This is a genomic window from Pseudomonas sp. KNUC1026 (genome assembly GCF_021650705.1).
GTDB lineage: Bacteria > Pseudomonadota > Gammaproteobacteria > Pseudomonadales > Pseudomonadaceae > Aquipseudomonas.
This window is the reverse complement of record NZ_CP087138.1, coordinates 358,300-379,118: the sequence shown is the minus strand read 5'-3', so window position 1 is coordinate 379,118 and position 20,819 is coordinate 358,300. Positions and strand designations below refer to the sequence as shown.

The 20,819-nt window shown below is 64.5% G+C and carries 19 protein-coding genes and 2 pseudogenes; 6 read left to right on the top strand and 15 right to left on the bottom strand.

The window, feature by feature from the left end:
- Positions 1 to 25: 25 nt before the first annotated feature.
- From LN139_RS24615 to LN139_RS01445, 5 genes and pseudogenes are all read right to left on the bottom strand, one after another.
- Positions 26 to 295, bottom strand: a pseudogene (locus tag LN139_RS24615) (D-glutamate cyclase family protein); the annotation flags it as partial.
- Between the two features lie 224 nt (positions 296 to 519).
- Positions 520 to 1,845, bottom strand: a complete 1,326-nt coding sequence (locus LN139_RS01460) for an MFS transporter (protein WP_236358171.1) — start codon at positions 1,843 to 1,845, stop codon at positions 520 to 522.
- A gap of 136 nt (positions 1,846 to 1,981) precedes the next feature.
- Positions 1,982 to 2,932, bottom strand: a complete 951-nt coding sequence (locus tag LN139_RS01455) for a biotin-dependent carboxyltransferase family protein (protein WP_236358169.1) — start codon at positions 2,930 to 2,932, stop codon at positions 1,982 to 1,984.
- A complete protein-coding gene (gene pxpB / locus LN139_RS01450) occupies positions 2,929 to 3,747 on the bottom strand; it encodes a 5-oxoprolinase subunit PxpB (protein ID WP_236358167.1) in 819 nt (272 codons plus the stop codon). The genes LN139_RS01455 and pxpB overlap by 4 nt, the downstream gene beginning before the upstream one ends.
- Before the next feature lie 110 nt (positions 3,748 to 3,857).
- Positions 3,858 to 4,283, bottom strand: a complete 426-nt coding sequence (locus LN139_RS01445; RefSeq protein ID WP_236358165.1) for a VOC family protein — start codon at positions 4,281 to 4,283, stop codon at positions 3,858 to 3,860.
- Positions 4,284 to 4,393: 110 nt separating this feature from the next.
- Here LN139_RS01445 and LN139_RS01440 point away from each other — a divergent pair, with 110 nt between their 5' ends.
- The 4 genes from LN139_RS01440 to LN139_RS01425 all read left to right on the top strand — a co-directional run bounded on the left by LN139_RS01440 (position 4,394) and on the right by LN139_RS01425 (position 7,312).
- Positions 4,394 to 5,266 (top strand): LysR family transcriptional regulator, encoded by an 873-nt coding sequence (locus LN139_RS01440; protein ID WP_236358163.1) that lies wholly within the window; start codon positions 4,394 to 4,396, stop codon positions 5,264 to 5,266.
- Positions 5,267 to 5,434: 168 nt separating this feature from the next.
- Complete coding sequence (locus LN139_RS01435) at positions 5,435 to 6,268, top strand: hypothetical protein (protein WP_236358160.1); 834 nt, start codon at positions 5,435 to 5,437, stop codon at positions 6,266 to 6,268.
- A gap of 263 nt (positions 6,269 to 6,531) precedes the next feature.
- A complete protein-coding gene (locus tag LN139_RS01430) occupies positions 6,532 to 6,705 on the top strand; it encodes a hypothetical protein (protein ID WP_236358158.1) in 174 nt (57 codons plus the stop codon).
- A gap of 139 nt (positions 6,706 to 6,844) precedes the next feature.
- Positions 6,845 to 7,312 carry a metallophosphoesterase family protein gene (locus tag LN139_RS01425; protein ID WP_236358157.1) on the top strand — a complete coding sequence of 156 codons (468 nt, stop codon included), beginning with the start codon at positions 6,845 to 6,847 and terminating at the stop codon, positions 7,310 to 7,312.
- Between the two features lie 785 nt (positions 7,313 to 8,097).
- Here LN139_RS01425 and LN139_RS01420 read toward each other — a convergent pair.
- From LN139_RS01420 to LN139_RS01375, 10 genes and pseudogenes are all read right to left on the bottom strand, one after another.
- Positions 8,098 to 9,159 carry a protein-glutamate methylesterase/protein-glutamine glutaminase gene (locus LN139_RS01420; RefSeq protein WP_236358154.1) on the bottom strand — a complete coding sequence of 354 codons (1,062 nt, stop codon included), beginning with the start codon at positions 9,157 to 9,159 and terminating at the stop codon, positions 8,098 to 8,100.
- A gap of 11 nt (positions 9,160 to 9,170) precedes the next feature.
- Positions 9,171 to 9,977 carry a CheR family methyltransferase gene (locus LN139_RS01415; protein WP_236358153.1) on the bottom strand — a complete coding sequence of 269 codons (807 nt, stop codon included), beginning with the start codon at positions 9,975 to 9,977 and terminating at the stop codon, positions 9,171 to 9,173.
- On the bottom strand, positions 9,974 to 10,480 hold the full coding sequence (locus LN139_RS01410; RefSeq protein ID WP_236358151.1) for a chemotaxis protein CheW: 507 nt from the start codon (positions 10,478 to 10,480) through the stop codon (positions 9,974 to 9,976). Before LN139_RS01410 ends, LN139_RS01415 begins: the two co-directional genes overlap by 4 nt.
- A gap of 11 nt (positions 10,481 to 10,491) precedes the next feature.
- Positions 10,492 to 12,129 (bottom strand): methyl-accepting chemotaxis protein, encoded by a 1,638-nt coding sequence (locus LN139_RS01405; protein ID WP_329610993.1) that lies wholly within the window; start codon positions 12,127 to 12,129, stop codon positions 10,492 to 10,494.
- Between the two features lie 26 nt (positions 12,130 to 12,155).
- A complete protein-coding gene (locus LN139_RS01400) occupies positions 12,156 to 14,273 on the bottom strand; it encodes a chemotaxis protein CheA (protein ID WP_236358150.1) in 2,118 nt (705 codons plus the stop codon).
- Between the two features lie 22 nt (positions 14,274 to 14,295).
- Positions 14,296 to 14,595, bottom strand: coding sequence for an STAS domain-containing protein (locus tag LN139_RS01395; RefSeq protein ID WP_236358148.1), 300 nt, complete (start codon positions 14,593 to 14,595; stop codon positions 14,296 to 14,298).
- A complete protein-coding gene (locus LN139_RS01390) occupies positions 14,592 to 14,960 on the bottom strand; it encodes a response regulator (RefSeq protein WP_236358146.1) in 369 nt (122 codons plus the stop codon). Before LN139_RS01390 ends, LN139_RS01395 begins: the two co-directional genes overlap by 4 nt.
- Before the next feature lie 8 nt (positions 14,961 to 14,968).
- Positions 14,969 to 15,631 carry a methyl-accepting chemotaxis protein gene (locus tag LN139_RS25350; RefSeq protein WP_442964407.1) on the bottom strand — a complete coding sequence of 221 codons (663 nt, stop codon included), beginning with the start codon at positions 15,629 to 15,631 and terminating at the stop codon, positions 14,969 to 14,971.
- Positions 15,632 to 16,434: 803 nt separating this feature from the next.
- Positions 16,435 to 17,072, bottom strand: a pseudogene (locus LN139_RS01380) (copper resistance protein B); the annotation flags it as partial.
- 82 nt (positions 17,073 to 17,154) lie between these two features.
- Positions 17,155 to 18,966, bottom strand: a complete 1,812-nt coding sequence (locus LN139_RS01375) for a copper resistance system multicopper oxidase (RefSeq protein ID WP_236358143.1) — start codon at positions 18,964 to 18,966, stop codon at positions 17,155 to 17,157.
- 244 nt (positions 18,967 to 19,210) lie between these two features.
- On the opposite strand from LN139_RS01375, the gene LN139_RS01370 reads away from it, so the two are divergent.
- Both LN139_RS01370 and LN139_RS01365 read left to right on the top strand, forming a co-directional pair.
- Positions 19,211 to 20,122 (top strand): TauD/TfdA dioxygenase family protein, encoded by a 912-nt coding sequence (locus LN139_RS01370; protein WP_236358141.1) that lies wholly within the window; start codon positions 19,211 to 19,213, stop codon positions 20,120 to 20,122.
- 27 nt (positions 20,123 to 20,149) lie between these two features.
- Positions 20,150 to 20,812, top strand: a complete 663-nt coding sequence (locus tag LN139_RS01365; protein WP_236358140.1) for an ABC transporter substrate-binding protein — start codon at positions 20,150 to 20,152, stop codon at positions 20,810 to 20,812.
- The last annotated feature ends 7 nt before the right edge of the window (positions 20,813 to 20,819 follow it).

Below are 20,819 nucleotides of genomic sequence, written 5' to 3'. Positions count from 1 at the left end.
CGGTTGGGTAGCGCGCAGTGACCTCCACCGCGCGCGCGACTTTGGCCGCTGCAACCGGCCGCATGCTCACCACCAGCGGCCCGCTGAGCCGGCCGGCGGGTTGGCAGTGCCTGTCGGTGACATACACCGCAGGCGCGGTGCTGGCGACCGGGATCCCGGCGCGGCGCAGCGGTGCATCGAAGGTGTGGCTGCAACCGAGTAAAAAGCCCACTGCATCCGCCGGCCAACGCGCGCTGAGGTCGATGGGCTCGTCGACCAGCTCGCCCCGCTCCCACACGCGATAACGCGGCAGCATGCTGCGCAGGTCGATGTTGCCCACGAACGGGTCGCCCGGCTCAGTCACGGCAAGCACCGGGCAGCTCTTCGGGTTGCGGGTGCAGAACAGCAGAAAGTCATAGGCGAAATCAGCCGGCACCACTGCCAGGTTCGCCTGCTGATAATCGTCGAGCACGCCAGCGGTAGGGCCGGCCCATTGGCCGTTGGCGATCCACTGGCGCAGTTGCGCCGGGCTGGTAGGGTTCATTGCGCCAGCTCCCCGTGAGCGGTTTCGCGCAGTGCCAGCAACGACAGCAGCGCACACAGGGCCGCGCCTGCCATGAAATAGCCGGGCGTTAACAGGTTCTGCGTTTTGCCGATGATCGAGGTAACGATATAGGGCGTGATGCCGCCGCCCAGGATCGCGCCCAGGTTGATGCTGATGGCCATGGCGGTGTAGCGCACGCGCGTTGGGAACTGCTCTGCGTAGGTCGGGTAGCCCACCGACTGGATCACCGGCATCGGCAAGGTGGCGACGAACATCGCCAGGGCCGCCAGCCACAGGCTGCCGCTGCCCATCACCAGCATCATCGGGATCACCAAAAGCACATAACCGGTAAAGCCCACCGCCAGCACCTTGCGCCGGCCCAGGCGATCCGACAGCGCGCCCCAGAACGGCATCATCGCTGCCATGCACAGGCTGATGCTGGCGATCACCCAGAACACATCGGTCTTGTTGAAGCCCAGGTAAGTGGTGAGGTAGATGTTCATGAACACCAGGCCAATCCAGTAGCCGGCGTTCTGCCCGAAGGTCAGCAGGATCACTTTGACCAGCGCGCCGCGGTGAGAGGCCAGCACCTCGCGGATCGGCGCCTTGGGCGGCTGTTCCTTTTCCAGAAAGGCCTTGAAGGCTGGGGTCTCTTCAACGTTGTGGCGCATCCGGCACGACAGCATCGCCAGCGGAATCGACAACAGAAACGGAATGCGCCAGCCCCATTCATGCAGTTGCCCGTCGCTGAGCAACGCGGTGGTAAGGCCACAGGTGACCGCCGCGCAGGCGCCGCCGAGCGCCACACCCACCGGGGTGAAGGCACCGAAGAAACCGCGCCGGCCAGTGGGCGACGACTCGGCCACGAAGGCCGCCGCGCCGATCACCTCGGCACCGGCGAAGAAGCCCTGCACCAGCCGGATGAGCACCAGCAGCACCGGCGCCAGAATGCCCACGTGCGCAGCCGTTGGCAGCAAACCAATGGCGGCTGTAGCCACGCCCATGCCGATGACCGTCGTCAGCAGCACCGCGCGCCGGCCGATGCGATCGCCCAGGCGGCCCAGTACCACCCCGCCCAGCGGGCGCACCAGAAACGCACTACCGAACACCGCCAGTACCGCAAGCAACGAGGCTGTAGGGTTATCTCCGGGAAAGAACAGTGGCCCGATGATCGCGGCCATGTAGCCATAGACACCGAATTCGTAATATTCCACCGCCGTGCCGGTGGCGGACGCCGTGGCTGCACGGCGGGCGACCGAGGCGTTGTGGTTAGGGCGCGCGGCGGCGCCAAGGGCGTGAGGAGACGTCAGCACACGAGACATGTTTCACCTGTTATGTAGATGCATGGAGGCAGTTCTGGCCGGTATCGTCGGCCGTTCTTGTCGTCCGCGCCGGTTCAGGCTGGCGCGGCCCTCTTTTGTTATGTCGGGTGAATCTCGGCAGTGGGAAATGCAGCGCTCAGGGCCTCTGTGAGCCTTGGAGTGAATGAAGGGCCAACCGCGCGAGGCGAGCGTCGCGGGCCTGGCTCAGGTGTTGTGCCTGGTCGATGTCCACCAGAGAAAAGTACACGGTGTCGCCGGGGAGTTTCTGCGCCAGGCGCGGCAGGTCGACACTGATGACCTGGGCGATTCGCGGGTAGCCCCCGGTGGTTTGCCGGTCCGCCATCAGGATGATCGGCTGGCCATTGGGCGGCACCTGCACGCTGCCGAAGGTCACCGCCTCGGACAGCAGATTGACGGGGCTCAGCAAGGCCAGCGCCTGGCCGCTGAGCCGATAGCCCATGCGCTCGGAGTCGTTACCGATGCGGTAGGCACTGCCCAGCAGGTGGTGACGGGCCGCGTCGCTGAACAGGTGCCACTCGCGGCCGGCCATGAGCCGGATCGGCGCGTCGTTTGCCTGTTCCTGCCAGCCGGTGGCATCGACGCGCGGAGGGTTGGCGAAACAGGAGCGGATCGAGATCACATCGCCCGCCTGCAGCGGCCGCCCCGCATGGCCCCCGTAGCCTGCGCGGCCGTTGGTGCTCAGGCTGCCGAGCGTGCGCGGCAGCCGGTAACCGCCGTGAACCGCCAGGTAAGCGCGCGCCCCACAACGCCGCTTGCCGAAGGCCAGCACTGCACCGGGGCGCACCCGCACGGCTCGCAACGGCGGCAGGGGTTGGCCGTCGAGCTGCGCATCCAGGTCTGCCCCGGCAAGCGCAATCACGGTGCCGACCTGAAAGCACAAGGTCGGGCCCTGCAGCAGCACCTCCAGGGTGGCCTCGGCCATTTCGTTGCCCACCAGTAGGTTGGCCAGGCTATGCGCATCGCTGTCCATGGCGCCGTTGGCCGGTACGCCCAGATGCTGGAAGCCGCTGCGCCCCAGATCCTGAAAGGTGCTTGCCAAGCCCGGCTTGATGACATGCAAGGTCATGGCTGCACCTGTGCCAATCCCTGAAACTGGCCCTCATCGATAGGCACGAAGCGCACACGGTCTCCTGCACGCAGCAGGCAAGGCTCGGCCTGTGCCAGGTCGAACACGCTTACCGGGGTGCGGCCGATCAGGTGCCAGCCGCCCGGTAAGTCACTGGGGTAGATCACGCTTTGACGGTTCGCCAGCCCGATGCTGCCGCGCGGCACCTGAGTGCGAGGGACTTCGCGCCTCGGCAAGCCCAGGCGCTCATCGAAGCGGCCTACGTATGCATGCCCCGGCGCAAAGCCCAACATCAGTACCGCTACCGGCTTTGCACTGTGGCACGCGATGACCTCGGCGGGGGTCATGCCGCAGCTTGCAGCCACGGCTTCGAGGTCTGGCCCATATTCGCCGCCGTAGCACACCGGCAGCTCGATCAAACGTGGCGCATGGCTGCCCTGAAGATCCGGCACATCGCGCAGCACCTGCTCCAGCTGCCTGCCGAGGCTGCGCCAAGGTAATTCGCCGGGCAGGCAGTGCACCGAGCCTGGGTGGTAATGCACTCCAACGGTGACCATCGCCGGCACAATATCCAGCACACCCTGCAATTGCCCCGCCAGGCGCAGCGCTTGCAGATGCTCGGCCAGCGCCGCCGCCTGGCGATTGGCCCGCGTACTGAACGTCTGAGCCAGCTCGATGATCAGGCAGGTGTCACCACAGGCGCTGATCGGCCACAGCGATGCCTGGGGTGGCGAGGTGAAGCCGGGAGTCGGGAAAGTGCCCATGTGCGTCTTCATCATCCGTGGCAGCGAGCATGAAGCGCTTTGCACGAGCATGAAGGCACAGGCGGCAAGGATCGCGGGCGATCACACCGGCATGCATCGGTCACGGTCAGCGCAAGGCAAGAGGCGCCGCCTCTCTTCAGGAGGCGGTCGCGGTACAGGTATCACTTGGCGAACAGTTGGCTCATGTCCTTGAACGCCTTGAACTCCAGTGCGTTGCCGCACGGGTCGAAGAGGAACATGGTGGCCTGCTCGCCCACCTGCCCCTTGAAGCGAATGTAGGGCTCGATCACGAAACGCGTATTGCGGGTCTGCAAGCGATCCGCCAGCGCCTCCCACTCCTCCCAACCAAGGATCACGCCAAAATGCGGGACGGGCACGTCATGGCCATCCACCGCGTTGGTGTGAGCCGACTCCTGCGAAGCGGTCTTAGGGTGTTCGTGAATCACCAATTGATGGCCGAAAAAGTCGAAATCGACCCAGTGGTCCGAGGAGCGGCCCTCGGCAAGGCCAAAGGTTTCGCCGTAGAACGCCCGTGCGGCGGGCAAGTCGTAGACCGGGATAGCGAGGTGGAAGGGCGATAGGCTCACGGGGCAATCCTGTGGTGGTTGTGCATGGTTCGATTATTAACCCTTGTATTCGTTGTGGGATAACGAATATGTTTTGATCCGAGCACAAATAATTTCGATCAATCGCCGCCATGATTCGTGAACTGAAAACCTTCCTCACCGTCGCCCGCTGCGGCACCTTTTCCGCCGCCGGCAAGCAAGTGGGCCTTACCCAGTCCGCCGTGAGCGCGCAGATCAAGAACCTCGAAGACGCCCTTGGCCTGCTGCTGTTCGACCGCACCGGCCGCACCGCCACCCTCAACGCCATGGGCACACGCGCAGTGCCCATGGCCGAGCAGATCCTGGAACTGTTCCACGCCATGGGCACGCCCGCGCAGGCAGAGCAGTTCAGGGGCGAGCTGCGCATCGGCGCGATCGGCACCGTGCAGTCGTGCCTGCTGCCGGCGATTCTGCTCAGCCTCAGGCAGCGGGCGATGGGCATCGAGCCCAAGCTCATTCCAGGCGTGTCGCTGAACCTGCTCAACCAGGTCGACAGCGGCGAAATCGACCTGGCGATCATCATTCGCCCGCCCTTCTCCTTGCCCAAGGAATTGGTGATGGAGCCGGTGCGCAGCGAGCCCTTCGTGCTGATCGCGCCACAGGGCATGCCGCTCAAGCCGCCGCTGGAAATGCTCGCCGAGCACCCTTTCGTGCGCTACGACCGCAGCTCCTTCGGCGGCCGCCTGGTCACCCAGTTTCTGCGCCGCCATCACCTGCAACCCGCACAGGTGCTGGAGCTCGACGAGCTGGACGCGATTGCCAAGATGGTCGAACGCGGGCTGGGGATTTCGCTGGTGCCGCTGGCCGGGCTGTGGCTGGAGAGCCCGCACAATGTACAGGTGCTGCCGCTGGGGCCGTTGACCTTCGATAGGGAGCTGGTGCTGGTGTCTCGCTACGGAGCGCGGCAGTCGGCGCCGTTGCAGCTGTTCAAGGCGTGTGTAGCGGACCATGTCGGCCAAGGGTGAGCGCCACGATCCAAGACCCGGCGCCTGAGCCTGTAGGAAAACGGGAAGAATTCAAACGCGTGCAAACCTTTGCAGCCAGCCAGCACACAATGACCTGGCCGCGCTCGATTTAGCCAAGCGCGTTCAACTTTGCCTCCGTATTCCACTTTCTGCTGACAGGAGCCAGCGATGCCTTTGCATCACCTTCGCCGCAACGTGAATGAACACCACCGCCGATTCATCCAGGCCCCCTTTCTCCGAGCCTGGAAGGAAAAAGACTTTCGCGTATGCCTGCGCTGGTTTTTCTTCTGGCTGCCTTCGCTGGGTTACCTGATGCAGCAAAACGATGGCTCACCCTGGATCAGGCTGAGCGCGCTGTTTGTGAGCGCCCTGTTCAGCACACTGTGCGCGATTCGGATTCAGCAGATCTACGCCCGGCTGCGCCTCAAACACCCGGTGCCAGCGGGGCAAGACGCCTACAGAACAGTACTGGCGGTGCAGCAGCAATGGTTTTGCCGCCGCTACCAATGCACGCCAAGGGAGCTGGGGGCGCGCTGCATGGAGCTGTTCAATCGCTGGCAAGAGCAAAGTGCCATGCAACGTAAAACCGGCTACAGCGCCATAGAGACACGCATGCAGCATTTTTTCAGCCTGCCAGACACCACGCGCCTTATGACCTGGTTGCTGGGGATCCTGACCATGATGGCTGCGATGCTGACCCTGGGCAGCTCGATCGATGCAGTGTTCGAGGCCATCGGGCAATGGAAATTCATTACCTTGGTGACCATCACCGGAACGCTCTTGTGCTTTGAAGTGACCTTGCTGGTGCTGGTGCTTGGGCAACTGCTGAGGCACCTCGGCGACTTGTGGTGGCTGAGCAAACGGCCGGCGTTGACCGACCAGCGCGTTTATCGCTACCTGAACAGGATGCTCGCAGCTTCAAACCTGTCACCCCGAAATACCTGGGCAATGCGGCCCTTCGACCGGTTTCAGGAAAAGCTGTTCGAGCCCGTTGGCAGGTGAATTGGCTGTACATCAACCGCAGGGTCGCGGTGCAGGTGTTGCCTGTTGAAGCCGGCTCATGCAACCGGCGCTGTGGAAGAGAGCTCAGGGAGAACAAGACGAGCAACTTAGCGCTAGCCCTTTTTGATCACCCTTGACAAGCATTCAAAAAACGCCGTTCGTCGGTTCGACCGGTGCAACTTTAATCCGCATCGAAAGTTTATGGAATTTCATCTTTATTGCGCTCGTCAAGAATAAGGTAACGAAGACGATCGAGGTGTGAAATGGTTATCGAAGCTTCCACGCTTGCTGAACTTACCAAGGTCCTGGCCGCCAGTTGCGGTGAAACCCGGGTCGCCCATTTGAAGTTCATCCGCGCGCCCTACCGGGACGAACACCGCTGGATCTGCGTGGTAGAGGGGAGAGCCGAGGCAATCCCTTTGCGCAAGGCGGTGTGACATGGTTCAACTTCCGTGCAACTTGCAAGATGACCATTGCACATTGCAATATCCATCGTGAAAGTTTGCAAAACTGCTGCCACGGCCAACTCTATCCGAACTTGGCGCTTGTGCATCTGACCGGGAGCCCGCCAAAGAAATGAAAGTCGGGGTTATTTCAGACACTCATGGGCTCCTGCGTCCGCAAGCCGTCGAGGCACTTGAAGGTAGCGACTGGATCCTGCATGCGGGAGACATCGGCTCGCCGGATATCATTGAACAGCTTGCGGCGATCGCACCGGTCACGGCAGTCAGAGGCAATAACGATCAACATGCGCCTTGGGCCAGCTCTATAGGCGACGTGGTACATCAGGATCTAAATGGCTGGCACATATTGTTGGTGCACGACATTGCCGACGCCGATCCGGCGCTGAAAGCAGAGACTCGAATCGTGATAACCGGGCATTCACATAAGCCCAGGATCGAATGGCGCGATGGCCGCCTCTACCTGAACCCCGGAAGTGCAGGCCCCCGGCGCTTCAAGCTGCCGGTGACGGTGGCACACCTGTGGCTGGAAGGTCATCAGCCTCGGGCTGAACTGACGCCACTGCTCGATCCACCAGGTTGATGCAGGAAGGCACAGGTGCCAGCACAGGCAGGGGTTGCAGCCTGACCGACCCGAATATGTCTATCGCCTGCTGCTGAGTTCGGTCGATCAGATGCTCCAGTGCGTCGTCCACAGCGGCCCACGCCTCAAGCTTCAGCTCGCAATCGGCAGGTGTAGCCGCCGCTTGCTCAGCCAGCAGCGATGCACGTTTGATGGGGTCCGATAAGGGCATGAGGGGGCTTCCAGCCTGAACGACCGTGCAATAGTGCGCCCTAAAACGTCGTGGGGCAAACATCTGCATCAATTTGCCAGGCACACAAGACACTATGACTGCCAATCTGATCGATTCAGGGAAACCGGATACGCGACGTGGCACCGTTGCCGCGTGTGAATTTCGGCTTGCCGCCCAATTGGCTTGCCAGGCTTGTGATGAGGGTCATGCCCTGGCTTCTGCCCATAGCGAAGCCCTCCGGCAGGCCCGGCCAAGGGCTGAGCCATGGGCAAGGGAATGGCTCGTCGCAAGTCTCCGCGCGGAGGCGAGTAGGGCCTGAATCGGGCAGTTTGCGTAAGGCTCTGTGCCCAGTATTGTTGTTGTCGGGCAATGGGTGGGGGGCCGTCGCGCGGCAAGCCGCCCTCCCACCATCAAAATCAGTGGCATCAGCCAAGTGGGTGGAGCCTGCCAAGTGTCTTGCATCTGCCAAGTGGATTGAATCTGCCATCAAGTGGGAGGCCGGCTTGCCGGGCGACGTGTAACGGACGCCGTGTAACGGACGCCGTGTAACGGGCGACGCGCGCCTCTCCAGGCCTCACCCGGCGCGTGTGATCACCTCGGCAATGCTGTCCAACCCGATGATATGCCGCGCCGCACCGAGCTTGATGGCCTCGCGCGGCATGCCGAACACCACGCAGGAGGCTTCGTCCTGAGCGAAGGTATCGGCGCCCGCTTCGAGCATTTCCTTCAAGCCACGCGCGCCGTCGTCGCCCATGCCGGTCATCAACACGCCCGTGGCATTGGCGCCGGCAAAGCGCGCCATGGAGCGGAACAGCACGTCCACCGACGGCTTGTGCCGGTTCACCGCTGGCCCGTCCACCACGCGCACGTGGTACTGCGCGCCGCTGCGGGCCAGCATCATGTGCCGCCCGCCGGGGGCGATCAGCACCTGCCCCGGCAGCACGCGGTCATTGTCCTGCGCTTCGCGCACCTGTACCGCACAAAGGCTGTTCAGGCGCTGGGCGAAGGCGGCAGTGAACTTCTCGGGCATGTGCTGCACCACCAGAATTGCCGGGCTCACCCGCGGCAAAGCGGTGAGCACGCGCTCCAGCGCCTGGGTGCCACCGGTGGAGGTGCCCAGCGCAACCAATCGCTCAGTGGTTCGCGCCATCGCCTGGCCAGCGGGCAGGATGGCGTCGGCATTGAGCTTGGGCACCGTGGCCACCGGGGCGGCTGGGCGCGGGCGCAGTGCGCGCAGGTTGGCCCGCGCAGCGGTGCGGATGGCCGTGATCAGGTCTGCAGCCGAGCCTTGCAGAAAGTCGCGCAGGCCCACCTTGGGCTTGGCGATGATGTCGGCCGCACCTGCGGCGAGCGCCTGCACGGCGGTTTCGCTGCCACGCTCGGCCAAGGTCGAGCAGATCACCACCGGCGTCGGCCGTTCGGCCATCAGCTTGCGCAGGAAGGTCACCCCGTCCATGCGCGGCATCTCCACATCCAGCACGATCACGTCAGGCCATTGCTTGGCCATTTTCTCCATGGCGAACAGCGGATCGCTGGCAACGCCGATGACCTTCATGTCGCTGGTGCTTTCCAGGATCGCTTGCAGCACCTGCCGCACCACCGCCGAGTCATCGATGATCAGGACCGAAATAGACATGGGTTCAGCGCTCACGGTTTGCGGTAAATGGAAGGCGACACCATCGTCAGCGCCTCGGTCACGCCGTTGAGGCTCTCCGAGTGGCTGACCAGAAACGCCCCGCCGCTGCGCAGGAATGGCAGCAGCCGCTCCACCACGCGCTGCTTGGTCGGCGGGTCGAAATAGATCAGCACGTTGCGCAGCAGGATCACGTCGAACTCGCCCATCCGTGGCAGGCGCTCGTTGAGGTTCACCTGCATGAACTGCACGCGCTCGCGCAGGTGCTTGTCCACCAGCAGGGTCCCGGCCTGTTTGCCGGTGCCCTTCAGGCAGTAGCGGCTCAGGTGCTCATGGCTGAGGTTGCGCGCACGCTCCATCGGGTAATGGCCGCGAGCGGCTTTCTCCAGCACTCGCGTGCTGATGTCGGTGCCGAGAATCTCCCAGGGTTTATCACCCAGGCAGTCGGCCAGCAGCATCGCCAGGCTGTAGGGCTCTTCACCCGACGAGCAGGCTGCACTCCAGACCCGCAAGGTGCGGCCCGGCCGTTGCAAGGTGGGCAGTTGCTGGCGCAGCCAGTCGAAGTGCTTGGGCTCGCGGAAAAAGTAGGTTTCGTTGGTGGTCAGCAGGTCCAGCGCCACTTGCGCTTCGGGCGCCCCGACGCCGCTGCTGACCATGGCGAAGTACTGCGAATAATCGGCAAGGTTGTGGTGGCGCAGGCGCCCGGCAAGCCGGCCCGCCACCAATGCCCGCTTGCTCGGCGCCATGTGGATGCCGGCGCGCTGGTAGATCCACTGCTGGAATTGCGCGAATACCGCGTCGCTCAGGCCGCCACTGTTCACGCCGCCGCCTCGCTGCCCGCCTGCACCACCTGCGCAAGCTCATGGGCGGCCAGCACGTTCTGGGCGTCGAGCACGACCACGAAGCGCTCCTCCAGCCGCGCCATGCCGGCGATGAAGTCGGTACGGATCGGCGCGCCGAAGGCCGGCGCCGGCTCCATCTGCTCGCGGGCGATGTCCAGCACCGCGCACACCGCATCCACCAGCAGGCCGAACACTTGCCGCTCGCCCTGCTCGTTGGCCAGCTCCAGAATCACCACGCAACTGCGCCGGCCCACCTGCGAAGGTGGCTGGCCGAAGCGCGCGGCGAGGTCGATCACCGGCACCACTGCCCCGCGCAGGTTGATCACCCCGCGCAGGTAGGCCGGCATCATCGGCACCACGGTCAACGGGCTGAGCTCGATGATTTCCTTGATGCCTTCGATCGCCAGGGCGTAGGTTTCCCCAGCCACGGCGAAGGTCAGGTGTTGCGCGTCCGAGGCGCCGTTCAGGTTGTGCTCAGTCATGCTGGCTAGCCTCAGAAGTGGGTGAATTCAGCTTCGCTGAGCTCTGCCGCCGGGGCCGAGCGCCAGGCGGGGCGCGCTACTGCCGGGGTGGCCGTGCGGGCTACGCGGGCCACCGGGCGTGCGGCGCTGCTGGCCAGTTGCTCGCCATCGACTTTGAAGAAGCTCATGGCCCGTTGCAGTTGCTCGGCCTGGCTGCTCATCTCTTCGGCGGTAGCGGCCAGCTCTTCGCTGCTCGAAGCGTTCTGCTGGGTCACCTGGTTGAGCTGCACCATGGCCATGTTGATCTGCCCCACGCCTGCGGACTGTTCTTCGGAGGCGGCGCTGATTTCCTGCACCAGATCGCTGGTCTTGCTGATCGAGGGCACGATCTCGGTGAGCAGGGCACCGGCGCGCTCGGCCAATTGCACACTGCCGGTGGACAGCTCGCCAATCTCCTGGGCTGCCACCTGGCTGCGCTCAGCCAGTTTGCGCACTTCGGCAGCCACCACCGCAAAGCCTTTGCCGTGCTCGCCGGCACGGGCGGCTTCGATGGCGGCGTTGAGCGCCAGCAGGTTGGTCTGGTAGGCGATGTCGTCGATGATGCCGATGCGTTGGGCGATCTTCTTCATCGCCTCGACGGTGGCCTGCACCGACTGCCCACCTTCTACCGCTTCACGGGCAGCCTTGCTGGCCATGCCGTCGGTAACCTTGGCGTTGTCGGTGTTCTGGTTGATGCTGGCGGTCATCTCCTCGATCGACGCGCTGGTCTGCTCGACGCTGGCGGCCTGTTCGCTGGTGGCCTGGCTCATCGACTGGGCGGTGGCGCTCACTTCTTCCGAAGCGCTGGCCAGGTTGTCGGCGGCATGGCGCACCTCGCCGATGATGCGGCCCAGTTGCCCGACCATGTTCTGCATGGCGGTCAGCAGGCGGCCGGTTTCGTCCTGGCCGGTGACTTGTACGCTCACGCTCAGGTCGCCTTCGGCCAAGCGGCTGGCCACATCCATGGCATGGCGCAGCGGGCGGGAGATGATCCGCGAGACGAACCAGGTGAGGAACAGGCCCAGTGCCAGGGCACCGGCCAGCACGGCGGCGATCGACAGGCGAGCGCGGCTGTAGGTGACGGCGGCCTCGTCGCTCGCGGCTTGCGCGTTGCGGTCGTTCAGGGCTACCAATTGCCCAAGGGTTGTGGAAGCGCGCTCGAACACCGGCTTGGATTCCACCGCCAGCATGGTTTTGGCAGCGGTCTTGTCGTTCTGGCGCGAGAGGTTCAGCACTTTCTCGCTGATCTTCAGGTAAACCCGGTAGTCAGCCACGAAGTTGTCGTACAGCTGGCGCTCTTCGTCGCTTGAGATCAGCGGCTTGTAGTTGTCGATGTTGGCATCCACATCGGCGCGGGACTGGTTGAGGTTCTGGGTCAGGTCGTCCATTTCCGCATCGCTGTCGGCCAGGATGTGCCGGGCTTCACGGGTGCGATACTGGGTGAGGTTGTAGCGCATGCTGGCAGCGGCGCGGATCGACGGCACGGAATCACCGGTGATCTTTTCGGAGGCCTGGTTGAGCGCGCCCAATTGGAAGATCGCGAACACGCCCAACACCACGGACAGGGCCAGGATCAGCAGAAAGGCTATCAGCAGCTTGGCGGAGATTTTCAGGTTGTAGAACCATTGCATGATGCACCTCGGGACGAACGCGCTCGTCAGGCGGAAAGTGAATAGAGAGAAGGTGAATGCGCCAGCGTGCTGCCGCGTTCGATCAGGTCCTTGAGCAGCGCTGGCGCGTCGAGGATCAGCGCGACAACGCCGCTGCCCAGCACGCTGGAGCCACTGATGCCCTTGACGCCACTGAACATCGGGCCAAGGGGTTTGATTACGGTCTGGTACTCGCCCAGCAGGTCGTCGACCACCAGCCCCGCCTTGATGCCCTGGGCCTGGATCACAACGATGTTCTCGCGCTTGGGCGCACAGCCTTGCAGGCCGAAGTGGTCACGCAGGAACACCACCGGCAGCACTTCGCCGCGCAGGTCGACATGGCCCTTGGCGCGCACCTGTTGGCGCTGCTCCGGGCGGATCTCCATGCACTCGCGCACCATCCCTAGCGGCAGCACATAACTGCTGCCAGCCGCTTCCACCAACAGCCCGTCGATCATCGCCAGCGTCAGCGGCAAGCGAATGCGCACGGTGGTGCCCTGGCCAGGCGGGCTGAGCAACTCGATGTGCCCGCGCAGGCCGGTGATGTTGCGCTTGACCACGTCCATGCCCACACCGCGGCCGGAGAGGTTGGTCACCGAGGCGGCAGTGGAAAACCCCGGCTCGAAGATCAGCGCCAGCAGTTCGCGGTCGGCAGGTTCGCTGGCGCCGACCAGGCCGCGCTCGCGGGCCTTGGCCAGGATCCGTTCACGGTTGAGCCCGGCGCCGTCGTCGCTGAGTTCGACCACGATGTTGCCGGCGTCATGGAAGGCGTTGAGCTGCAAACGGCCACGCGCAGGTTTCCCCGCGGCCAGGCGCTGCTCGGGCGCCTCGATACCGTGGTCCATGGCGTTGCGCAGCAGGTGCATCAGCGGGTCGCTCAGTTGCTCGACCAGTGCCTTGTCCAGTTCGGTGTCGCCGCCACTGACCACCAGCTCGATGTCCTTGCCCAAGGCCTGGCTCACATCGCGCACGGTGCGATGAAAGCGGTTGAAGGTTTCGCCGATCGGCACCATGCGCATGGCCAAGGTGCTTTCGAGCACCGCTTCGACCAGGTTGCTGATCGCGGTGCTGGCTTCGATCAAGGGCTCATCGGCGCTCTGCTCGGCCAGCAAGCGGGCACCGGCACCGGCTGTTACCAGCTCGCCGGCCAGGTTGATCAGGGTTTCAAGCTTGTCGGCGCGCACGCGCACCCAGGCCTGGCGGCTATCACTACCGGCAGCGACAGGTGCAGCGGCGGGCTTGGCGGCAGCTGCAGGCTCGGCGGCTTCCTGTGCATCGGCCGATGGGCTGGCGGGCGCTGGTGGCGCCTGCTGCACCACCACCTCGCCCAGGCCCTCGCTCAGCCACTGCGCACGCTCGGCCGGCCATTGGCTCAGCCATTGATTGAATTCGTTCGCCTGGCTGGCCAGGTCGAAAATCGCGATGTCCGACTCTTCTTCGACAAAGGCAAAGGCGTCACGCAGCACCGATGCTTCGCAGTCGGCACGCAGGCGCAGGTGAAAGCCCAGCAGGCAGGTCTCGGGGTCGAACTCCTGCGCGGTGGCGATGGCGTGATCGTCGATCAGCAGCGCCTGGCGCTCACCGAGCGAATCCAGGTAGCGCAGGAACGACAGCGGGTCCATGCCGTGGCGGAAGGTGTCCTGGCCGAAGCGCGCCGACACATGCCACAGGCGCTCGGCGCTGGGGCTGGCAGGTGCTGCGGCGGTGGCTGCGGCAGCGCTGGCCGAGCCGGCGCCAGAGGCCAGCAGGCGCTCGCGCAGCTCGGTTTCGGTGGCCTGCATGGCCTCGGTCGGCGCGTTGCGGCGCACCGCCACCTGCTCCAGCAACGTGCCCAGGTGGTCGTTGCACGCCAGCATCAGCGCGATGCGCTCGCGGTTCACCGAGAGGCTCCCGCCGCGCAGGCGGTCGAGCAGGTCCTCGACCACGTGGGCGAAGCTCACCAGCGCATCCAGGCCGAACAGCCCGGCCGAGCCCTTGATGGTGTGAGCGGCGCGAAACACCGCGTCCATGGCCTGGCCGTCACCCGGCTCACCTTCCAGGCGCAGCAGCGCTTGTTCCATTTCCTGCAGCAGTTCACGCGCTTCGGCGATGAACGTCTGCAAGGCTGCGTCGAGATTCAGGGGCATGCTGGCAAGCTCCGTGAAAGGGTTAATGGCAAGCCGGCGCTGCCAGTGCCGCGGGGCACAGGCGCAGGGCCTCGGCCACGCAGGCGCTGGCCCGGGTCACGCTCAGTGCGTGGCCGCTGGCGCGCAGTTGGTGGTGCAGGTGCAGCAGCCATTGCAGGCCGGCGCCGTCGATTTCCGGCACCTCGTTCAAATCGAGCGCCCAGTCGCAGGGCTGCGCCAGCCAGGGGTTGGCGGCGCCGTGCAGGTCGGCCACCTGGTATATGGTCAGTTCGGTGTGCACGGCTGCCTGCAACTGCTCGCCCACGCGCTCGAAGGCGATCATGGCGCGATCAGCTTGGCGACCGCCGCCATCATCTGCGCCGGCTGGAACGGCTTGACCACCCAGGCCCGGGCGCCTGCGGCCTGGCCTTCCTGCTTGCGGCTTTCCTGGGACTCGGTGGTGAGCATGATCACCGGCGTGAACTTGTAGGCCGGGAGTTTTTTCAGCTCCTTGACGAAGGTGATGCCGTCCATGTTCGGCATGTTCACGTCGCTGATCACAAGGTGAATCTTCTGCCCGCTCAGCTTGCCGAGCGCGTCTTTGCCGTCACAGGCTTCGAGCACGTCGTAGCCTTGGCTTTTCAGGGCGATGCCGACAACCTGGCGGATGCTTGCGGAGTCATCCACCACCAATATGGACTTGGCCATTTTTACTCCTAGAAAAAAGTGATCGAACTGTCGGCGGGCGCGCGGGTGGCCTGGCCGTGATGGTTGTTGCGCTGCTCTTGCATCGCGTAGGTGCGCTCGGTTTCGGCAAGCCAGGCGGCCACGTCCAGCTGCAACGGCTCCCCAACGGCCTGGCTGTGTTCGAGCCGCTGATGCAGGTCGGCCATGCGCAGGTTGACCTGGCTGAGGATCTGGCTCACCCGGTCCTGAAATTGCAGCGCCACCAGCACGTCCGAAAGCTCATGGCCAATGCCCGCGCTTTCGTCCTGAAGCAGCTGCGAAGCGCCCTGCAGTTGCCCGGTGATCTGGCTGAAGTTGCCCAGCACCTCGGCGATAGCCGCCTCGGCCTGCATCACGCTGTCGTTGCTCTTGTCGGTGCTGTCACCGGCCACTTCCACCAGGTGCTGGATGGCGCCGTTGATCACATCGACCTTGGCCGACATCTTCTGCCCGGTTTCGCTGGACTCGCTCGACAGCGAACGCACAGCGTCTGCCACCACCGCAAAGCCGCGACCGGCTTCACCAGCGCGGGCCGCTTCGATAGCCGCGTTGAGCGCCAGCAGGTTGGTTTGCGCAGCGATGGCGGCCACTTCTGCCGCCATGTGCCGCAGCTCGCCGGTGTAGTCGGTCAGGTGGCGCACCGCTGCGAGCATCTGATCGCGGCTCTGTTGGCTGACACGCAGGCTGTCCACGACCTGGTTGAGCGAGCGCTGGCTGTCGGCCAGGCCCGTCGCGGCACCGCCCTGCCCCATCTGCCCGGCAGCCTGGCGCGAGGCGTCGACGGTGTGGTCAAGGCGCGCGGCGATGTCGACGAAACGCTGAGTCAGCGCGCCGACGGCGGTTTCGGTCTGTTCACGGGAGGTATCCAGCTGGCGCTGCCACACCGGCAGGGTCTGGGCCAGCAAGCGGTCGACATCGGGCGTGGCTTCAACGGGCTCGGCCGAGGTGGTTTCAACGTTTGATTGCAGCTCGGCGCGGCGCGAACCCCGTGCCCAGATCAATGCCAGCAGCCCGGCATAGGGCACGGCAACCAGCGCGGCCTGGTAGGTCGGCGCCAAGGATTCGAGAGCCAAAGGCAGCGCCACCGAGGCCAGCCCGGCAAGGCCAGCGGCGGCCGAAAGGGCCGCCCTTTTCGAGGGTGAAAACGCAAAACCCGCATGTTCCATGACAACCTCGGTGACATCGCCCGCAAACCGGGCAGGTACCTGGGTTATCCACCATGGGGTTGATTACATTAATCAATTAAAGCGCCGTTCGTCGGCGAAATGGATCCCATTATGCAAGGTCTGTACAAGCGACTTTGCAGGTAGAAGAACGCTGAAAATAGCCTTTCGCGCCACAACCTGCATGCCCACTGGCGTTGACCTGCAAGCGAAACGGCGGCAGCGAAACGGTGCTTTGTACAAGTTTGACTAATAGCCATTTAATGTCTAAAAGCCGTTTCCGCATCCGCCCCTCACCACCACATTTTCACCCCGACCACCAACCGCGCCTCCTCGGCATCGTCACCCTCTTCGCGGGCGTAGTCGGCGGTGCGGCCGTATTGCTTGTTCCAGTTCACGCCCACATAGGGCGCGAACTCGGGAATGAATTCGTAGCGCAAACGCAGCCCGGCCTCGACTTCGGAGAGCCCCGCCCCCACCTGGCGCATCGGGTCGTTACGGCTGTACAGGTTTGCCTCCACGCGCGGCTGCAGGATCAGTTTCTGGGTGATGGGCAGGTCATATTCGCCTTCAAGCCGCAGTGCGCTCTGGCTGTTCTCGCCGAAGTACAGCGTGGCCTGGGTATCCAGATCACTCAGCGGCTCACCCTGGATACCGAACGCGGCCCAGGTTTGCGGGCTGGCCGGTTTGAAGTCCTGGCGCACGCCGGCCACCACGTCCCACCAGGGGTTGATGGCGCGGCCATAGAGCGCCTGCAGCTCGGCTTCCTCGGTGTGGCCGTTGGTGCGCTCGCCTTCGGAACGCAGCCACAGGCGGTTGACATCGCCCCCCACCAGCCCTCGAAATCCCAGGCCAGCGCCGTGCCGGCGTCGGCCTTCTGGTATTCGAGGCGGTCGAAGGAGAAATAGCTGTGAAGGTCACGATCGTGCATGCCCATGGCGTCCATGTTCATGCTGGCCATGTCATCGGCAAGTGCCAGCGGGCTTGCCGCCAGCAACGGGAGTAGCAACAGATTACGCATCGACGCGTACCTCGCGGAACATGCCCGCTTCCATGTGATAGAGCATGTGGCAGTGATAGGCCCAGCGGCCCAGCGCATCAGCGGTGACGCGATAACTGCGGCGGGTGCCGGGCGGAATGTCCAGCGTGTGCTTGCGCACCATGAAGCGCCCTTGCTCGTCTTCCAGATCGCTCCACATGCCGTGCAGGTGGATGGGGTGGGCCATCATGGTGTCGTTGACCAGCACGATGCGCACCCGCTCGCCGTGCTTGAGCACGATGGGCGCGGCGTCGGCGAATTTCACGCCGTCGAACGACCAGGCGAAGCGGCCCATGTGGCCGGTCAGGTGCAGCTCCAAGGTACGGCTCGGCTCGCGGCCGTCGGGGTCGGGGAAAGCGCTGCGCAGGTCCGAGTAGGTGAGTACGCGTCGGCCATTGTCGCGCAGGCCGATGCCGGGGTCGTCGAGCCTGGGCGTGGGGTTCTGGGCCTGCATGTCCACCAGCGGGTTGCCGGTTTCGCTGGCGGGGTGTTTGACCGGCTGGGTCATCGGGTTGGGCGCCGGCATCTGGCCGTGGTCCATGCCCTGCATCTGGCTGTGGTCCATGCCCTGCATCTGGCCGTGGTCCATGCCCTGCATCTGGCCATGGTCCATGCCCTGCATCTGGCCATGGTCCATGCCCTGCATCTGGCCATGGTCCATGCCCTGCATCTGGCCGTGGTCCATGCCCATGTCCGCCATCGTCAGCAGCGGTGGTGGGTCCAACGCAGGAATCTGCGCCTCGGCACCCGCACGTTGGGCCAGCGTTGCGCGGGCATAGCCGCTGCGGTCCATGGCCTGGGCGAAGACGGTATAGGCAGCGGCATCGCCCGGCACCACCAGAACATCGAGGGTCTCGGCCACCGCCAGGCGCACTTCATCGACTTCCACAGGCTTCACGTACTGCCCATCGGCAGCCACCACCGTGAGCTTGAGCCCCGGAATGCGCAGGTCGAAATAGCTCATCGCCGAGCCGTTGATCAGCCGCAGCAACACCTTCTCGCCCGGCTTGAACAACCCGGTCCAGTTGGCCTGCGGGCCGTGCCCATTGACCAGGTAGGTGTAGGCCTGGCCACTGACATCGGCGATGTCGGTGGGCGACATGCGCATGCGCGCCCACATGGCGCGGTCCTTCACGGCAGCGCTGAAACCCTGGTCGGCCACGTCATTGATGAAGTCCACCAGCGTGCGCTGCTGCTGGTAATACTCCGGCTGCTCCTTGAGGCGGGCGAAGATACGCTCGGGGTTCTGATCGGTCCAGTCGCTGAGCATCAGCACGTGTTCGCGATCGAAGTGGTACGGCGCAGGTTCCGCCGGGTCGATGATCAAGGGGCCGTAGACCCCGCGCTGCTCCTGGAACCCGGAGTGGCTGTGGTACCAGTAAGTGCCGCTCTGGCGCAGGGTGAAGCGGTAGTCGTAATACTCGCCGGGGGCGATGCCGCGGAAGCGGCTCAGGCCCGGCACGCCGTCCATGTCGGCCGGCAACACGATGCCGTGCCAGTGGATCGAAGTGGTTTCGTTGAGGCGGTTGCGCACCCGCAGGCTCACCGTGTCGCCCTCACGCCAGCGCAGCAAGGGGCCAGGCAAGCTGCCGTTGATGGTTTGCGCAGTGCGCGAGGTGCCGGTGAGGTTCACCGTTTGCTCACCGATGTACAGGTCGAAATCGGCGCCGGTGAGCGCCTGCCCGGCGCTGACCGGCGCGGCCCAGGCCGGTTGCCGCCAGAGGCCGCTGCCGGCCAGCGCAGTGCCGGCGGCCAGCGTCTGGATAAAGGTTCTTCGCGTGTGCATGAGGCTGTGCCCGAGAGACTGGAGAGTGCCTGCCAGCGTGCCGGAGCGGAACTGTCAGTTACCTGATGTGAACATTACGAAACCGTAAGGTTGCGGAAAATGGCATATGCATATGGCCCCACAGGGTTCTAAAAATAGAACCGTGGTGGTCAATAACTTATAAGAAATCGGCATTTCATATCTTCTGGCTATCAGCCGTAGGCTCGCCCCTATCTTCCGCCCGCACAGATAAGGAGTTCGACCCATGGCCCTGAGCATTCACCCCGTCGCTGGCCGCATCGGCGCGCAAATCGATAACGTACAGCTGTCAGGCGACCTGCCGCGCGAGACCTTCGAGCAGATTCACCAGGCCCTCCTGCAGCACAAGGTGCTGTTCTTCCGCGGCCAGCACTTGACCGACGAGCAACAAGAGCGCTTTTCGCGACTGTTCGGCGACCAGGTGCCGCACCCGACCGTGCGCTCCGCCAACAACAGCACCGCGCTCCTCAACCTCGACGCCAAGGAAAGCCGCGCCAACTCCTGGCACACAGACGTCACCTTCGTGGCCAACCCGCCGAAGGTCTCCATCCTTCGCGGTGTGGTGATCCCGCCCTACGGCGGCGACACTGTCTGGGCCAACACCGCCACCGCGTACGACGACCTGCCCGCGCCGCTGCGCCAACTGGCCGACAGCCTGCGCGCGGTGCACAGCAACCTCTACGACTACGCCGCCCCCCGCCACGCCGCCGAGGCCGCACTCAAACGCTACCGCGAAGAGTTCACCGCGCTGGAATACGAAACCGAGCACCCGCTGGTGCACGTCCACCCGGAAACCGGCGAGCGCGCGCTGGTGCTGGGGCACTTCGTCAAACACTTCGTGGGCGTGACGCCAAACGACTCCAGGCAGCTGTTCCGGCTGTTCCACGACCGCATCACCGATGTGAACAACACTGTGCGCTGGCGCTGGCAGGAAGGTGACGTGGCGATCTGGGACAACCGCGCCACCCAGCACATCGCCGTGAACGACTACGGCACCGCCGAGCGCATCGTGCGCCGTACCACCATCGACGGCGACATCCTCCACGGCATCGACGGTCAGCCCAGCCGGGCGATCAAGCCCACCGCCCAGACCCTCTCGCCGCGTAGCGAAGCCGACAAGACGCACCTGGCCGCCTGAGCCCAGGGCTTTATAAAGGAAACAGCCATGACCAAGGACAAAGTGAAACGAATCGCGTACCTGGCGGGGGCCAGTGTTCTGGCAGGCTGGCTGGCGGCGGGCACTGCCCAGGCCGACGTGCTGCGCATTGGCGTGGCCAGTGCCGGCGGCGGTGAGCCGGTGACTTTCGGTGGCTCCAGCGCCAGCGTGCTGCGCAATCAGCAATTGCTGGAAAAAGCCTTCGCCGGCAGCGGCACCGAAGTGCAGTGGTTCTTCTTCAAAGGCGCGGGGCCTGCGGTGAACGAAGCGCTGTCGAACCAGCAGATCGACTTTGCCTACGAAGGCGACCTGCCGCAGGTGGTGGCCCGCGCCAATGGCCTGGATACCCGCCTGCTCGCGACACTCGGCACTCGCGCGCCCGTCTACGTAGCGGTGCCCGAAGGCTCCGACATCCACAGCCTGGCCGACCTGAAAGGCAAGCAGGTGGCGATCTTCCGCGGCACCAACCTGCACCTGCTGGCAATCCGCGTGCTGGCCACGGCGAACCTTACCGAGCGCGACCTCAAGGTGGTCAACCTCGACACCGGCAGCTCCCAGGCCGCATTGGCCTCCAAAGGAGTAGACGCCGCCTTCGGTGGCTTCGAGCTGTTCAAGTTGCGCGACCAGGGCATCGTCGACCTGATCTACGCCAATGAAGCCCAAGACCCCTAGCTCACGC

Bases quoted from the DNA above. Each gene is read 5' to 3' on its own strand.
- LN139_RS01430 (WP_236358158.1), top strand. From the start codon at position 6,532: ATGGTTATCGAAGCTTCCACGCTTGCTGAACTTACCAAGGTCCTGGCC.
- LN139_RS01420 (WP_236358154.1), bottom strand. From the start codon at position 9,159: ATGTCTATTTCGGTCCTGATCATCGATGACTCGGCGGTGGTGCGGCAG.
- LN139_RS01455 (WP_236358169.1), bottom strand. From the start codon at position 2,932: ATGACCTTGCATGTCATCAAGCCGGGCTTGGCAAGCACCTTTCAGGAT.
- LN139_RS01435 (WP_236358160.1), top strand. From the start codon at position 5,435: ATGCCTTTGCATCACCTTCGCCGCAACGTGAATGAACACCACCGCCGA.
- LN139_RS01390 (WP_236358146.1), bottom strand. From the start codon at position 14,960: ATGGCCAAGTCCATATTGGTGGTGGATGACTCCGCAAGCATCCGCCAG.
- LN139_RS01370 (WP_236358141.1), top strand. From the start codon at position 19,211: ATGGCCCTGAGCATTCACCCCGTCGCTGGCCGCATCGGCGCGCAAATC.
- LN139_RS01375 (WP_236358143.1), bottom strand. From the start codon at position 18,966: ATGCACACGCGAAGAACCTTTATCCAGACGCTGGCCGCCGGCACTGCG.
- LN139_RS01425 (WP_236358157.1), top strand. From the start codon at position 6,845: ATGAAAGTCGGGGTTATTTCAGACACTCATGGGCTCCTGCGTCCGCAA.
- LN139_RS01405 (WP_329610993.1), bottom strand. From the start codon at position 12,129: ATGCAATGGTTCTACAACCTGAAAATCTCCGCCAAGCTGCTGATAGCC.
- LN139_RS01440 (WP_236358163.1), top strand. From the start codon at position 4,394: ATGATTCGTGAACTGAAAACCTTCCTCACCGTCGCCCGCTGCGGCACC.
- LN139_RS01365 (WP_236358140.1), top strand. From the start codon at position 20,150: ATGACCAAGGACAAAGTGAAACGAATCGCGTACCTGGCGGGGGCCAGT.
- LN139_RS01395 (WP_236358148.1), bottom strand. From the start codon at position 14,595: ATGATCGCCTTCGAGCGCGTGGGCGAGCAGTTGCAGGCAGCCGTGCAC.
- LN139_RS01410 (WP_236358151.1), bottom strand. From the start codon at position 10,480: ATGACTGAGCACAACCTGAACGGCGCCTCGGACGCGCAACACCTGACC.
- LN139_RS25350 (WP_442964407.1), bottom strand. From the start codon at position 15,631: ATGCTCGCAGCGGTGCGCCACCTGACCGACTACACCGGCGAGCTGCGG.
- LN139_RS01400 (WP_236358150.1), bottom strand. From the start codon at position 14,273: ATGCCCCTGAATCTCGACGCAGCCTTGCAGACGTTCATCGCCGAAGCG.
- LN139_RS01460 (WP_236358171.1), bottom strand. From the start codon at position 1,845: ATGTCTCGTGTGCTGACGTCTCCTCACGCCCTTGGCGCCGCCGCGCGC.
- pxpB (WP_236358167.1), bottom strand. From the start codon at position 3,747: ATGCTCGTGCAAAGCGCTTCATGCTCGCTGCCACGGATGATGAAGACG.